The sequence below is a fragment of the Pseudomonas sp. Hz4 genome (genome assembly GCF_054898165.1).
Genome location: NZ_CM142719.1, coordinates 3,049,744 through 3,064,646, shown reverse-complemented (window position 1 = coordinate 3,064,646; position 14,903 = coordinate 3,049,744). Strand labels below are relative to the sequence as shown.

Sequence of the window (14,903 nt, the reverse complement as noted above, 5' to 3'; positions counted from 1 at the left end):
CCCACGTTAAGTGGGCTTTTTTGTGGCGCAAGATTCACGGCTCACGCCGATGGCTTGCCCTGTCGGTGATCGGCAAAGAACGCCTTGCCCCTGCCAATCCGATCGGAAGCTTTAGGCAGGTTGGCCGCCTGGGTGTCTTGCCCATCGAGATACCAGTAGCAATGACTCACCGCCCGAGTGATGCCGACGTATGCCAGCCGCAGGATCTCGTCTTTCTGTGCGCTGTCGTACGCTTCGTTGTCGCCAGCCTTGCCCAGACCTGCCATGCGGTAGACCTGGTTCTTGTAAGGTGAACTGGTCAGGTGCTGACAATCGCCCAGTAGAAACACGGCGTCAGCCTGAAGTCCTTTGGCGCTGTGATAAGTCAGTTGCTTCAGCCGCCGAGCTTCGTAAGGCAAGCTGGAATCAACATTAACTACAGACTTAATGTGCTCTTCTATCAACGACTTATCACTGCTTTTTCGATAAAGCATCAAGATTGAATCGCCCTTTCTGTAGTGCTCGATCAGGCGCTGGGCCATAGCTTGATCGTCGCGATCGAGAACGTTCACCGGCAGCAACGCCTTCGGCTCGCCACTTGCCCTGGCCTTCTTGCCAGCGATCGCGGGCGCCGCACGAACGATGTGTTCGGCGGCATCGATGATGTGCTGGTGACTGCGGTAGTTGTCACTGAGCATGACTTTGGTCGTGCTCGGCGAAGGGAATTCCTTGTTGAATTCCATGAAATACGTCGGCGAACTGCCCCGCCAGCCATAGATGGACTGCCAGTCATCGCCTACACAGAGCAATGACGAGCGTTGTGCGCCACGCCCCACGTGCATAGCCGGTCCGCGACCGCGGATTTCGGTGAGGCTCGCGCGGATCCAGGAAACGATTTGCGGTGATACGTCCTGAAATTCGTCGATCATCAAGTGCGACATTGGCCTGAGCAACTCATCGCTCAGCAGCTTCAGGTTTTCTGGAGAATGTTCGCTGAACAAGGCGAACATCCGGTTATAGGTCATCACCGGTGGCTTCTGATCGAGCAGGTGATCTTCCAGCGATCGCCAGTACAGACTCAAGGCCTCGAAGAAAAACCGATCCGGGTCGTCCTTGGCAAAACTCATCTGGCCCACGGCATTGGGCACCTCCAGGCCGAGGTTCTCGATAAACCCCGCCGCCGCGACAAAACAGTCCAGCAATGGCGCTGAACCGAGTTCACCCTTGACCTTGTAATCGAAGCCTGGGCCAGCGCTGGCATCACCGGCAAGAGAAGCCAGTACTCGCTTTGAAGATTCGTAACTATCTATCCATATCAATGGCTTACGACAGAAAGCTTGAAACAGGGTGCGTTTCACCGCCCATTCTGCCCTCACTGTCAGTTTGGCATTCGGGCGGCTGACCTGCGGGTTTTCCCGAGGATCGAACCCCAGCACCACCCAAGCGTCGAGGCTCGGAATATAGCCATGACAATGAAACGTTGAACCGTTGATATCGAACGTCTGGCGATTCGGCTCGATGCCTTTGATCGGCCAGGCCCCCGCCCGAAACCACAGATCTTCAACAGCATCGCAAAGCTCTTCATCGCGCTTGGCGGCAAGTTCGGTCACGGCCATGCGTTTCTGCACGTCCGGGTGATCGCGCTCCAGCTCCTTGAGCTGCAACGCGTGACGGGACAATGGCTTGATCAGTTCGCGGAAGCGCTCATCGCGAGTGTGCAGGTGGTGATAGCAGGCATTGAGCTGTTGGCGCTGGGTATCGTTGATGCGCAGGTCGAAAGGATTGCTGTCAACCTCCTCATCGCCGCTTTGCGGGCGGTTGCTGAGGTTTTCGAAGGCTTGCAGTCGCTCGAAGCCCGGCAGGCTGCGAACCATCGGCAGGATTCGCGAATGAAAGGTACGCACCAGATCACGTGCCTCTTTGAAACTGAGCACCCGGCCCCAGAGTGCAAACAGCTCGATCAGTTTATTGATGAAGTCTTTGCGCGATTCACGGGTAAAGGTCACCACCGTCATCGAACTCAGCTCGAACCCCAGATAATGGGTCAGCAGCAAAATCCGCAACACCAACGTGGTCGACTTGCCCGCACCCGCGCCGGCAATCACCGAGGTCGAGGGCGTGTCGCTGAAGATCATTTTCCACTGCGCGGCGCTGGGCTGCGCGTGTGGTGGCAGCAGTCGAGCAACATCAGTCTTCATGCGCTTCTTCAACTCGGCGCTCAACGGCAGACGCCAATCGTCGAACAGATGGTCGTCAACGTTGGGCGGTCGGTGCTCGGTGGAGCGCGAGTCGCGGATCAGCAACACCTGCCGGCCTTGTTCCAACCCTTCAAGCTTGCCTTCTTCATAGCCGTAATCCACGCCGGCGCTGTGACCACTGCGAAAGCCATCCGCCTGGCCGTGTAGCCAGGACGCACGATGCTGTGCACGCAGACGCGTCAGGCCGTGGCCAAAAAACCGGGCGGCCAGACGCTTGAGCAGTGGCATCTCGGCCAAGGGACGAAGTTCAGGAGGAAGATCGGGGGTGTGTTGCGGCACGCGGGCTGACTCCAGGGTGTGAGGCTGTTGCGGCTATGGTGTCTGCATTTGCCGTTCAGTTCTAGTGAAATGCTTACAGGTCATTGGCTTATGCGATGAAGTGAAGGTTGGGTGAGAATCTTTCGAGGTTATTCGATATCAGTTTATTCGATTGTATTGAGGCAGTTTTTACGCTTTTTATCGATTGATACCTGATAGATGATGCTCGCCATCGACCACCGGTTCGCGTTTCGTGGCTCAGGCGCTCTGCCCCATGACGAACCTTTTCAGGAGACGATCATGCTTGAACTCAGACCCTTCAAATCCCTGGGCGGCGCCCACCATGGCTGGTTGGATGCTCATCACCACTTTTCGTTCGCCGAGTACCATGACCCAAAACGCATGAACTGGGGCAACCTGCGGGTGTGGAACGACGACGTGATTGCACCAGGTACCGGTTTCCCGAAACACCCGCACCGGGACATGGAGATCATCACTTATGTGCGTGAAGGCGCGATCACCCACGAGGATAACTTGGGCAACAAGGGTCGTACTGAAGCGGGCGACGTTCAGGTCATGAGCGCCGGCACCGGGATCGCCCACAGTGAATACAACCTGGAAGCGACCGAGACCAGGATCTTCCAGATATGGATCATCCCGAACGAATCCGGTCTGGCACCGTCCTGGGGCGCCAAGCCTTTTCCCAAAGGCCAGCGCGAAGGTTTCGTGACCCTTGCCAGCGGCAAAGCCGGCGACGATCAAAGCCTGCGGATTCGAGCCGATGCGCGACTGGTGGCGGCGAACCTGAAGGCCGGCGAATCCGCCGAGTATCGCCTGGACAATGGCCGTCGCGCTTACTTGGTTCCGGCCACCGGCGTCATTGAAGTCAATGGCTTGCGTGCACAAGCTAGAGACGGTATCGCCGTTGCCGATGAGCAGGTGTTGCGGGTGACCGCCATCGAGGACAGTGAAATCGTTCTGGTGGACGTGGCCTGATCGTAAACGCGGGACAAAAAAAGGGCGACCGTCATGGTCGCCTTTTTTTGTTTGTCGGTGACTGTCCGACGCTTATTTCGCCGAGATAGCGCCATCCACCAGCGTTTGAGCCTCTGCCACCAATTGCTTGAGGTGTTCGTCACTGACGAAGCTTTCAGCGTAGATCTTGTAGATGTCTTCAGTGCCAGACGGACGCGCCGCGAACCAGCCGTTCTCGGTCATGACTTTCAGCCCCCCGATCGCCTGGTCGTTGCCCGGTGCGTGGCTGAGGATGCTCTGGATCGCTTCGCCAGCCAGTTGGGTCGAGGTGACCTGGTCCGGCGACAATTTGCTCAGCAGTGCCTTCTGCTCAGGGTTGGCCTTGGCATCGACCCGTACCGAGAACGGTTCGCCCAGTTCATCGGTTAAGGCGCGATAGGCCTGACTTGGGTCACGGCCGGTGCGGGCGGTCATTTCTGCTGCCAGCAGCGCCGGGATCAAGCCGTCCTTGTCGGTGCACCAGACGCCGCCATCCTTGCGCAGGAACGAAGCACCGGCACTTTCTTCGCCGCCAAAACCCAGAGAACCGTCGAACAGGCCATCAGCAAACCACTTGAAGCCGACTGGCACTTCGTACAGGCGACGACCCAGACGTTTTGCAACGCGATCGATCAAGCCACTACTGACCACGGTTTTACCCACGGCGGCATCGGCGCGCCACTGCGGACGGTTTTGGAACAGGTAGTCGATCGATACCGCGAGGTAGCTGTTCGGCGCGAGCAATCCACCGGAAGGAGTCACAATGCCATGGCGATCGTGGTCTGGGTCGCAGGCAAACGCTACGTCGAAACGCTCTTTCAGACCGATCAGGCCCTGCATCGCGTGACTGGACGATGGGTCCATGCGGATTTGGCCGTCCCAGTCGACCGTCATGAAGCGGAAGGTCGGATCGACCTGTTTGTTGACCACTTCCAGATCCAAACGGTAATGCTCGGCGATCGCTGACCAGTAGCGCACGCCTGCTCCGCCTAGCGGATCGACACCCAGATGCAGCTTGGCATCGCGGATAGCGTCGAAGTCGATCACGTTGATCAGGTCGGCGACATAGGTATTGAGGTAATCGTGACGATGGGTCGTGCTGGCCTTCAGCGCGTGCTCATAGCTGATGCGCTTGACGCCGGCGAGCTTGTTGCCCAGCAGTTCGTTGGCCTTGGCTTCGATCCACTTGGTGATGTGAGTATCGGCTGGGCCGCCGTTGGTAGGGTTGTATTTGTAGCCACCGCTTTGCGGCGGATTGTGCGACGGGGTGATGACGATGCCGTCCGCCAGGCCTGAAGTGCGCCCCCGGTTGTAGCAGAGAATCGCGTGGGAAATGGCCGGTGTCGGGGTGTATTCGTCACCTTCGGCGATCATCACCGTCACGCCGTTGGCGGCCAGCACTTCAAGGGCGCTGGCGCCGGCCGGGGTGGACAGCGCGTGGGTGTCGATGCCGACGAACAGCGGGCCGTCAATGCCTTGGGCTTCGCGGTACAGGCAGATCGCCTGGCTGATCGCCAGAACGTGCCATTCGTTGAAACTCAAGTCGAACGAGCTGCCTCGGTGCCCGGACGTGCCAAAGGCAACGCGCTGGGTCGAGACGGCGGCATCGGGCTGGCCGGTGTAATAGGCCGTTACCAGTCGCGGGATGTCGACCAACAGTTCTACCGGTGCCGGTTTGCCCGCAAAAGGACTGAGTGTCATGCAAAACCTCTGAAAGAGAGTGGTTCAGGAATAGGACGCAGTTTACTGGCAGTTCGACCGCAACGCGATGGGATCGATCCACGAGTGCCGAGGATGTTGGGGGACCCCGTTCAATCGATCGACTCCAGACGCAAGGCATCCCCTAACAGGCCCAACACCGCGGCCAAGTCGTGGTCGCCGCCGAAGGTGTGACTGAGGCGCAAGTGTTGCGCGTGCAAACCCTGGAGACTGAACAGCTCTCCCGGTGCGATCACCACGTGGTGTTTGAGCAGGCGATGGAACACTCGACGTACATCGACCTGACGCAGCGAACGGACCCAGATGGTTGCACCGCCCTGAGGCTCGACGAAGCGCAAGGCATCGCCCAGACGCTCCTGCAACAGCTGAGTCATCTGCGCCTTGCGATCCTTGAGCATCCGCCGCAATACCTGAAGGTGCTGATCGACACGTCCGTTGTTGTACAAGCGAGCGATGGCTTTCTGGCGAATCGGTGACAGGCGAAACGAACGCAGTAGAAAGTGCCGTTGCAGTTCAGCACTGAAATGCCGCGAGAGCAAATAGCCGTAGGGCGCTTCTGGCCCGATGATTTTCTCGAACGTGGAAAACACGATCAGCCGATCGGGGTCCAGCAGGTCGCGAAACCGCTGGCTGTCCGGTTCGAATCCGAGTTCGCCATAGCAGTCGTTTTCCAACACCCAGCTGCCATGTCGCTCCAGCAATTGCGCAACAGCTTGTCGGTTGTCCTCGGGCGCCAAGCTGCCTCGCGGCATATTCAGCCCGGATGAAACCATCACCAGCCGCACCGGTTCGGTCTCCAGCAACTCCTTGAGCCACTCGACGTCCAGGCCGCCGCTGGATTGCACCGCCAGTTCAATCACTCGTACCTGCGCAGCCTGGAGCAACCGCAGAATCGCCCAGTCGCACGGCGACTCGACCAGCACCGTAGCGTCCTTGAGGCTCAACACGGCGATCAGTATTTCCAGCACGCCTCGCAGGTCAGCGCCAATATAGACATCGTCGGCGTGCCAGCAGCGTAGCGGCGAGGTGGTGTAGCGCGCCGCCAGGGCGATGCGTAGCTCCAGCTCGCCACACGGTTGCGATGACGGTTGCGGCTGGCGCGGATACTGGCGCAGCAGTTCCCGCTCCAGCAGTAACAGCGGGCTGTCGAGCGGCTGTAACAGCGCCGGCTCATCGGCGCTCAAGACCAGCATTCCTGGGCGCCTGGCGTTGACATAGACGGTTTCAAGCAGGTCATTGCCGCTGCTGACGCTGATGGAGGACACCGGCAACGCGTAATAGCCGGATTTGGCGACCGAGTAAACGCGCCCTTCCTTCTCCAGCAGCGAGTAAGCGTACTGAATCGTCGAGATCGACACACTCAGGCGATCCGCCAACTGTCGTAACGACGGCAGACGGATGCGCGTGTCACCCACCGGCTCATTGATCAGATTGGTCAGATATCGGTATACCGCCTGGTACGCGAAGTCGGTTTCTCGTGGCCCTTTCATGGGCGAGGGCCAAATGCCATGTGAACGTGATCATGCATCGTCAACAAGTCCGTCAAACCAGGCACTTTCAGCGCCCCGCTGACCGTTCATCCGCCACAGCCTCGTCGTCATATTCGGCGGCTTCGGCGTGCAAACCGTCGCCGCCGACTTCCGGGGCGCCACCGCTACCCTCATCCGTAGACACCGGGCCCATGCGGTAAAGCTTGCCGATCAGGTGGACAGGCAATCCGCTGACGTCGGTCATCCATTGCAGAACCTGCTCCGGCACAGGATTGCCCTGCATTGCCCGGTGCAAATCGGGCATCGCCACGAGCATGCCGGGGTGGCACTGACGCAGAAAACGCTCAAGCGCCGCGCCATGCTCGACAAACGGTGAATTGAGCAGGCACACCAGTTGCGCCTCGCTCAAGCCAAGGTCTTTTTGAGCTTCGGCCGCTGCCAGAACTCGCTGCTCGGCCCACGTTGCCGGGTTGCCAAACGCCTCCACCGCTTGTTCGCACAACCGTTCCGCCAGTTGTTTGCGGCGCATCATCACCAATGTCCGTTGCAGATATTCGGCGACACCCGTCTCGTAGTTCCGGCCGTGTAGGAAGCACGACTGCAAACCCCGAACGTGTGCGCAGATAGAAAAGCTGACGTGTTCGTTGTCGCTGAGCTGTGCCGCCGGCTCATCGGATTGAAAACCAAGAAACTCGGTGGTCAATGGCCAGCGCTCTTCGAGGTTGCTGACCACCATGTCGTGAATGTCGATGTACGTGGCGCGGCGACACGCCTCAAATCGTTCGGCCGGACGCCACACTGCCTGCTCATGCTCAGCATAAAAAGCGCGGTAACAGTCGCTGCCCAGCTCATCGAGCAGCGCGAATAGCTCCTCATAGCCGCTTTCGTAGTGATTCGAGGGCTTGAGCCCGGCTTTGGCGGCAGCACGCTTCAATCCGTCGAGAAACTGTTTCTGCTGGCGAGGCGTGTCGCTACTGACCAACGCATCGACACCGCTGTCCCAACGAGCAATTTGCCCATAGAACTCACCGGTGGCCAGGTACCCGTTGTCCCACAGATCATGCAGCCCATTACAGGTGCGACGATGGCCAACCATCAAAAGATTGAGCCGATTCGACTCTCGGCCGGCGTCGGAGATCGGTGTCAGGTGGTTGAACGGCAGCACTTCCCGATTATCGACCATCAACACTTCGACCCGAGGATCGTCGTAGAGGAACAAGGCGCTGTAGCTGCGATGGATATTTTCCAGGGCCGTCGAGCTTACGCCGTTCAAACGCAAGGAAACCACTCGCAACCGGAATGTCGCAGGCGCCCGACCGGCAATACTCAGTTGTGCTGCGCGCAGCAGCGCCAGAGTGTAGCAACTGTCGCGGGACCCGGACTGAATCGCCAGGACCTTGTAATCGCCAATGCGCTCCATGCCCCCGGCGGCTATCACCAGGCGCTGAATCATAAGCTGCAATGCCGTGCGTTCGGCGCGAGAGAAGAAACTCAACAATCGCTGTAGCACTTGCTGATAGACATAGTTCATCGCTTGATCATGAATATTGGTCATCTTAATTTACCTGATGCTTGTAAGTTCGATATCGCACTAACAACGACATGCACTGCGCAATGGGTTGCCTGCCACGATTGAAGTGCTGGACGCTATTGCCAAATGCTAACACTTAAGTTTTTGGTAATTATTTGAAATGTTTGGAGGTCACCCCTGCTCCGGCCAGAGACAGGTTGGCGCGAGGCCCTGTAGAGTCAGCCTCTTGCGGCTGCGCGCAACATCCTAGGAAATGTCCGACAGCGTCCCACAGACATTTAGCACAAGAAATACAGAAAGAAGTCGCCCATGTTTTGTCGGCAACTGCGCAACGATGCGCTATTTGTCGGATATCGATTAACAGCGTGTATTGAAAAGTATCAACCAGATACCCAGCCATGGCTCATTCCTTGAGATGAAAGTAATCATTCAATTATCAAGGCTTATATGATGATTAGAAGATACAGATTGAGAGCAAAAACCAGTTCAGTTGCTGAACTGCCCCATTGACCGGTCAATGGAAGGTCTCATTTATGGCAGATGACGCATGCAAAAAGAGTCCGTGGGGGCACGAACTCTTGCTGAGGGACTTATCTAAAGGGCTTATGCAGATTGAACCTGGAGGGCGACCCGTTCGCGGCATGGACATTCGTCCATGTAGCGGTGAGCTTCGACAAACTCGGCAAACGGGAAGACCCGAGTCTTCAGCGGCAGCAGCACGCGGTCGGCGGTCAGCTGGTTGATATCGCGCAAGGCACGTTGCAGTGCGACCTGGTCCTGGACGATGCCCAGCTCCGGTTTGCCGGTGAAGTTGCCGATGCAGTGCACAAAGAACTGAATATTCTTCTGGAACGCTGCGCAGGCTGGGAATGGCGTCTGGTTGCCACCTTGCAAGCCGTACAGCACCAGACTACCGCGCGGTGCAAGCACATCGCCGAGCAAGGACATCTGTGGACCGCCAAGACCATCGAACACCACGTCCACGCCGCGATTGTCGGTGATCTTGTTGATCTGCATCAGCAGGTCCTGTTCTTCGGTGACGATGACTTTCTCGGCGCCGAGGGACAGCAGGTATTCACGTTCTTCCGCGGTTTTGGTGGCGGCAATCACCCGAATGCCCAGCGCCTTGCCCAGTTGGACGAAGGATGGACCGGCACAGTGACTGGCGTCGGTCACCAGCGCGAATTGCCCCGGTTTGACCCGTGCCAGATCGACATAAGCAAAGTAGGCGATCAGCAGCGGCGTGTAATGCACGCTGGCTTCGATCGGGCTGAGCACGTCCGGGTAACGGGTGAGTGCCGTGCGCGGCAGAACAATCTGCTCACCGTAGACCGGATAGTCGTTCGGGCTTTCAGCCGGGAAGCTGGCAACCTTGTCGCCGACCGCCAGATCATCGACGCCCTCGCCGACCGCCGTGACGACGCCGGACATTTCATGGCCAAGGCCTGAAGGCAGACGAGCGTGGGACGAGGCCAGGTTCTGGCGCCAGAGAATGTCGTACCAGCTGATGCCAATCGCCTCGACGCGCACCTGCACTTCGCCCGGCGCAGGGAGAGCGGCCGCATGCTCTTCGCATTTGAGCACCTCGGCTGGACCAAACTTGTGAAAACGGATCGTGCGGGACATCGCAAACCTCGTCAAAGAAACCTCTAATGCCCTGAACTCTATCTGGGCTTTCTACCCAAGACTATCAGTGGCTATTAATAGTCGACATGCCTGTCATTGATTCCGCAGCGCCGGCGACATCGTCAAATGCCGTGATACCGAAGCAACCTTTTTTGGAAAACTGAATTACTCGGTGCAGAGTAGCAGCCTTTCCCCTTAATATTCATGCCGGCCATTGTTCCCATATGGCCGCTTTCGTCAAGCTTGATGACTCTGCCAGGACTCCAGATGAATCGTAATGACCTGCGTCGTGTCGACCTGAACCTGTTAATCGTTTTCGAAACATTGATGCACGAACGCAGCGTGACCCGCGCTGCGGAGAAATTGTTCCTCGGCCAGCCGGCGATCAGTGCGGCACTCTCGCGCCTGCGCGGGTTGTTCGATGATCCGTTGTTCGTGCGTACCGGCCGCAGCATGGAACCGTCCGCCCGAGCGGTGGAAATCTTCGCCCTGCTCTCGCCTGCACTGGATTCGATTTCCACCGCGGTCAGCCGTGCCGCGGAATTTGACCCAGCCACCAGCACGGCGGTGTTTCGCATCGGTCTGTCGGACGATGTCGAATTTGCCCTGCTGCCGATGCTGCTCAAGCGTCTGCGCGCCGAATCACCGGGGATCGTGCTGGTGGTGCGTCGGGCCAACTACATCCTGATGCCAAGCCTGCTGGCCTCGGGCGAGATTTCCATCGGTGTCAGCTACACCGCCGACCTGCCGGCCAACGCCAAACGCAAGGTGCTGCGCCGCAGCATGCCGAAGCTGTTGCGGGCCGATACGGTACCAGGGCCGTTGAGCCTGGATGATTTCTGCGCGCGGCCTCATGCGCTGGTGTCCTTCGCGGGCGACCTCAGCGGCTTTATAGATGAAGAGCTGCAAAAGCTCGGGCGCAAACGACATGTGGTCCTCGCGGTGCCGCAATTCAACGGACTCAGCACGCTCATCAGCGGGACCGATATTGTCGCGACCGTGCCTGATTACACGGCTGATGCGCTGACAGCCGCTGGCGGTGTGCGGGCTGAAGACCCGCCATTGCCGGTGCGCAGCTTTGAGTTGCACATGGCCTGGCGTGGGTCGCAGGACAATGATCCGGGTGAGCGGTGGCTAAGGTCGCGGATTCAGATGTTTTTTGGGGATCCGGATAGCCTTTCATAAGGCGCGCCGAATGGCCTTGCAGGCCCTATTGCTTGTTCTCCAGCACCGTATTCAACACTGCGCCGTCGATACTCAGCGTAGCGGTGTTGAGCATGCCTTCCAGGTAGGCCTTGGCGATCTGCTCCTGGCGCTGGGTACGCAAGGCCTGGGTCAGGCGCTCGCGCAATTCGTCCAGGGTCGCGACCCGTGCCGGTTGCAGTTCGGTGAGTTTGACGACATGAAAACCAGCGCTGCTTTGCACCGGGTCCGACACGCCACCGACCTTGAGGCGCGACACAGCGCCGCGCACTTCAGGTAGTAATTGCTGGAGGGGCTGCATACCGGTGTCGCCGCCCTTTTCGGCGCTGGCGCGGTCCTGCGAATACTGAATCGCCAGCGCGGCAAATTCCGTCGGCACCGCCTGGGCTTTCTTGCTCAGCTCCAGCGCTTGTTTGCGTATGGCTTCAAGATTCTGTGGATCGGCTACCCCGAGAAAAATCTGGCTGAGCCGGTACATCGGCGACGTGATCCACCCGGATTTGCCCGCCTCATAGGCTTGCTGCAATTCGGCCGCACTGGGGTAGCCGGCCGGTACTTGACTGACCGACTGCAGGTAGTCGCGAAAGATGATTTGCTCGGTGGCGGCACGGGTTTGCCGCTCGACCTCCGGCCGCTGGCGCCAACCCTGAGCATCGGCCTGTTCGAGCACCGCTTTCTCGGCCAGACGTGAGCGAATCCAGCTTTCCAGAGCCCCACGATCGGCCTGTAATTGCTCCCGTGACTCAGGCGGCAACGTTGCCAGCAGGGCTTTGAGTTCTTCGAGTGCGACCTGCTGATTGCCCAGTCGCGCCACCGCAGGTTCACTCGCCGACAGTGCCGTCGATGACGCCGGCTGTTGAGCCGCGACAGGGTCATTACCCGGACGCACTCCCAGCGCCACGGCAACCACCAGCACAGCCAACGCACCCGCGCTGGCTACTACCATCCGTTTTTTCACAGGGCTGGAACCTCTTCTTTGGTGGTTTCAGCCTGAGCCTGCAATTGCTCGGTGTTCTGGCTGTATTCGCGCAGGTAAACGATGAACTCCTGAAGCAAGCGATCCCAGAGCTCCAGGTTGCCTCGCAGGTGATCGTCGCTCACACCGGCGGCAACCACGACGTCCATTTCCATGACCAGAAACTCGCCCTGCACCGACAACCGGGCAAAACGTCGCGAGGCGTTCCACAATTCCGCCAGCCCCGCCGGCAAGGCACCCTGCACGCGCAACGCGCAACTGAAGGTGAAGTCGACGTAGCTGCCCTGCTCCACGGCCGGGTTGCCGAAACGAACGGCGTAGCCGATACCCTGGCTGGCGCTGAGCAACTGCACGATGCCGTTCTGTTCCGTCTGGTTGACCCGGTAGCCGGCGGCTTGCAGCACGTCGGTCAGCGATTGTGGCGATACGTGGCTAAGTAATTGAGTCATGCGCAGTTCTTCCCTGGTGTTCAATGAGCGATCGCAGCCTGTGGCGCGTCAAATTGGGTTTTGTAGAGTTCGTCACCGAACCCCTGAGCCAGTTCTTCGAACTTGACCCGGGCAGTTCCGGCGAACGGTTGGCGAATCTTCATCACCTCAGCGACGTCGATTTTTTCGTAGGCCGTGAGGATCTGTTTGGCCACGCCATACATCTGTTGATTCTTGACCGAACATTGCTGCATTTGTGTGTCACGTTCGGCCAATTGCGCTTCCAGTTTCGAGCGATCGGCTTCTTTGCCGCGCGCCATCACCAGCAGCTCTTCGTAGGCCTTCTTGAACTTGCCGATCTGCTCACTGCTGGCCGCCGCTTGCGCCTGAGCCTGGCTTTGCAGGCTGCCGTGCTGACCGGCCAACTGTTCGGCAACGCCTTTGGTCTTGGCCAATTCGGCGGTCAACTGCTTGATCTGCGCCTGAGCCGCCTTGACCTGACTTTCTGCCGCTACCTGCGCCGCGCTGGCCTGGGCCTGTTGGCTTTGCAGCGCTTGCAACTGCTGAGTGGTGGAGCGCAGTTGCGTGCGCAGCCGTTCCTCCATGCCTTCGGCAGTCGCGCCTTGCGTCACCAGCAAGCCCAAGGCCAACAGCAGGATTTTTCTGTTCATGAAGCTCTCCCGGCGCCTTAGAAGCGCGTGTTGATTTCAAGCTGCAAGACATCGATGTCGAACGGCGCGCCATACACCGCTTCGGAACTCAACCAGCGCCCGGTGGCGACGACGTTCTTGGCCAGCCCGTAATTACCGCCGAGGAAGTAGCCCTTGGCGTTGGTGCCGCCCAAGTGAAACGACGAGTCGTTGAAGCCATCAGGCAAGGCGTCCGGCTGGATGTATTTGTAGCCAGCGAACAGGTTCCAGTCGCCCTGCTTCTTCAGCTCCAGTTCGCTGCCGAGGGTGAACTGAACCATCCAGGCATTGGCGCCACTTTCGATATCGCCGTTGCTGTCGAGGTTGTTGACGATCTGTCCGGCCGAGCGCTTGCGCATCTCGCCCTCGTCGTACCCCAGGTTGTGGACGTAGTTGCCCTGGCTGCGCAGCTTGAAGTCCTCTGGCAAGTCGGCGTCCCAGACGACGTTCAGGTCCAGCAGGTTGAACTCCGACGCCAGGCCGACGAATTGCGGTTGCGCCGTGGCGGCCGGGTTGAGCGGGTTCGGCGTGATGTCGCGCAGCAGGAACACACTGTTGCCCTTCTGCATGAATGCCGAACGACTGCCATCGGTGTCGCAGCCCGGCGCGCCGGCCCAGGGCTCGCAAGGACTGGAGCGCTGGCCTTCGATGTCATCAAAACGGTAATAGGCCAACGCGCCCTTCAGACGGTTGCTGGAGTTGATCGCCCAGTTGGCGCCAACCTGCGCGCCGTACAGCCATTTGTTGTCGCTCTCTTCCTTGTCGAAACCGTTGCTGGAGCTGGTGTCGTTGGTGTACTCCACCGGGAACGCGCCGACGGTACCGAACAGGCCCCAGTCGCGGCTGAGCTTGCGGTCGAAAATCGCCGCCACGCCGTCGAAGTTCAGGTCGTTGGAATAGAGCATGTCAGTGGACATGAACGGGTTGGCAATCCGCCCGCCAGTCAGCGTTAGCTCCTTGGACGGTTTCCAGGTCAGGTAACCCTGATCGAGCCAGATGTCTTTCTTGCCGAAGCCACCCCCCAGGGATTGGGTGGTACTGACCGGGTTGTTGTCCGAACCGGTCGCGATGCGGATGCCCGCGGTCCATTCGGGTGAGATCACCGCTTTCATGCCCAGACGTGCTCGCAAGCGGAACAGGTTTTCGCGGTCTTCACGGGTGTTGAGCAACGGTGGCAGGTTGGTGCTGCTGTTGGGGTTCACGTCGTACGGGCCGTTGTTGTTGAGCTTGGCGAAGTCGACGATCTCGTTACTGTTGGTCCCCGCGTAGTAGCGCGACTCGTCACGCAGGCGAATGTCACCGTCGAAGCTGATGCGTGAAACCCAGTCCGGGAACGTGTTGGGCTGGGCCCAGTTTTCCTGCTTGGCAGTGGCCATGACTTCAGCCTTGACCTGGTCGCGGATCTGATCGCGTACCGCCGCCGGTACGTATTGCACCCGCACATCGCCGGGGCCGGCAGCAGGCCCGGTCGCCACCGCGGAACTGGCGCTGGCCGTCTTCTGTGCCTGCACGGCTTCGTTCTGGGCCTGGGCAATCAGCGCTTCGGCCTTGTCCTGTTTCAACACGCCTTGCTCTACCAGCAAGCGGATCAGATTGATCGTGGCGTTTTCCGAGGGCGCAGGGGCTGCCGCTGCGTGCCCGACCAGGGTCGCAATGACCATGCCGACCGCCAGGGACAATCGATTCACGTTGGAAATCATCTGCACACAACTCCTTTTGGCAAAACTTGAAA

At 59.0% G+C, this 14,903-nt stretch carries 11 protein-coding genes; 2 read left to right on the top strand and 9 right to left on the bottom strand.

The window, feature by feature from the left end:
• Positions 1–41: 41 nt before the first annotated feature.
• Complete coding sequence (locus tag ACYZTR_RS13900; RefSeq protein WP_461971699.1) at positions 42–2,516, bottom strand: UvrD-helicase domain-containing protein; 2,475 nt, start codon at positions 2,514–2,516, stop codon at positions 42–44.
• A gap of 279 nt (positions 2,517–2,795) precedes the next feature.
• Here ACYZTR_RS13900 and ACYZTR_RS13895 point away from each other — a divergent pair, with 279 nt between their 5' ends.
• The gene (locus tag ACYZTR_RS13895) at positions 2,796–3,491 is read left to right on the top strand and encodes a pirin family protein (RefSeq protein WP_461971696.1); all 696 of its coding nucleotides are present in this window, start codon (positions 2,796–2,798) and stop codon (positions 3,489–3,491) included.
• A 72-nt stretch (positions 3,492–3,563) separates the two neighbouring features.
• On the opposite strand, the gene pgm is transcribed toward ACYZTR_RS13895, so the two are convergent.
• The 4 genes from pgm to ACYZTR_RS13875 form a co-directional block, all read right to left on the bottom strand.
• Positions 3,564–5,210: a phosphoglucomutase (alpha-D-glucose-1,6-bisphosphate-dependent) gene (gene pgm, locus ACYZTR_RS13890; protein ID WP_461971694.1), complete on the bottom strand. Its 1,647-nt coding sequence runs from the start codon at positions 5,208–5,210 to the stop codon at positions 3,564–3,566.
• 110 nt (positions 5,211–5,320) lie between these two features.
• Positions 5,321–6,718 carry an aminotransferase-like domain-containing protein gene (locus ACYZTR_RS13885; protein ID WP_461971692.1) on the bottom strand — a complete coding sequence of 466 codons (1,398 nt, stop codon included), beginning with the start codon at positions 6,716–6,718 and terminating at the stop codon, positions 5,321–5,323.
• Positions 6,719–6,785: 67 nt separating this feature from the next.
• The gene (locus tag ACYZTR_RS13880) at positions 6,786–8,273 is read right to left on the bottom strand and encodes a hypothetical protein (RefSeq protein ID WP_461971690.1); all 1,488 of its coding nucleotides are present in this window, start codon (positions 8,271–8,273) and stop codon (positions 6,786–6,788) included.
• Positions 8,274–8,852: 579 nt separating this feature from the next.
• On the bottom strand, positions 8,853–9,875 hold the full coding sequence (locus ACYZTR_RS13875) for a zinc-dependent alcohol dehydrogenase family protein (protein WP_461971689.1): 1,023 nt from the start codon (positions 9,873–9,875) through the stop codon (positions 8,853–8,855).
• A 267-nt stretch (positions 9,876–10,142) separates the two neighbouring features.
• Here ACYZTR_RS13875 and ACYZTR_RS13870 point away from each other — a divergent pair, with 267 nt between their 5' ends.
• Positions 10,143–11,060, top strand: a complete 918-nt coding sequence (locus ACYZTR_RS13870; RefSeq protein ID WP_461971687.1) for a LysR family transcriptional regulator — start codon at positions 10,143–10,145, stop codon at positions 11,058–11,060.
• A 25-nt stretch (positions 11,061–11,085) separates the two neighbouring features.
• Here ACYZTR_RS13870 and ACYZTR_RS13865 read toward each other — a convergent pair whose 3' ends face one another.
• Genes ACYZTR_RS13865 through ACYZTR_RS13850 form a run of 4 tightly spaced genes read right to left on the bottom strand, consistent with a single transcriptional unit; the run spans position 11,086 to position 14,871 of the window.
• Complete coding sequence (locus ACYZTR_RS13865; protein ID WP_461971685.1) at positions 11,086–12,036, bottom strand: peptidylprolyl isomerase; 951 nt, start codon at positions 12,034–12,036, stop codon at positions 11,086–11,088.
• Complete coding sequence (locus tag ACYZTR_RS13860) at positions 12,033–12,503, bottom strand: YbjN domain-containing protein (RefSeq protein WP_461971683.1); 471 nt, start codon at positions 12,501–12,503, stop codon at positions 12,033–12,035. The genes ACYZTR_RS13865 and ACYZTR_RS13860 overlap by 4 nt, the downstream gene beginning before the upstream one ends.
• Positions 12,504–12,523: 20 nt before the next feature.
• Positions 12,524–13,153 carry a DNA repair protein gene (locus ACYZTR_RS13855; RefSeq protein WP_461971681.1) on the bottom strand — a complete coding sequence of 210 codons (630 nt, stop codon included), beginning with the start codon at positions 13,151–13,153 and terminating at the stop codon, positions 12,524–12,526.
• Between the two features lie 17 nt (positions 13,154–13,170).
• Entirely contained in the window at positions 13,171–14,871 is a 1,701-nt protein-coding gene (locus ACYZTR_RS13850) for a putative porin (RefSeq protein WP_461971679.1), read from the bottom strand.
• Positions 14,872–14,903 lie beyond the last annotated feature (32 nt).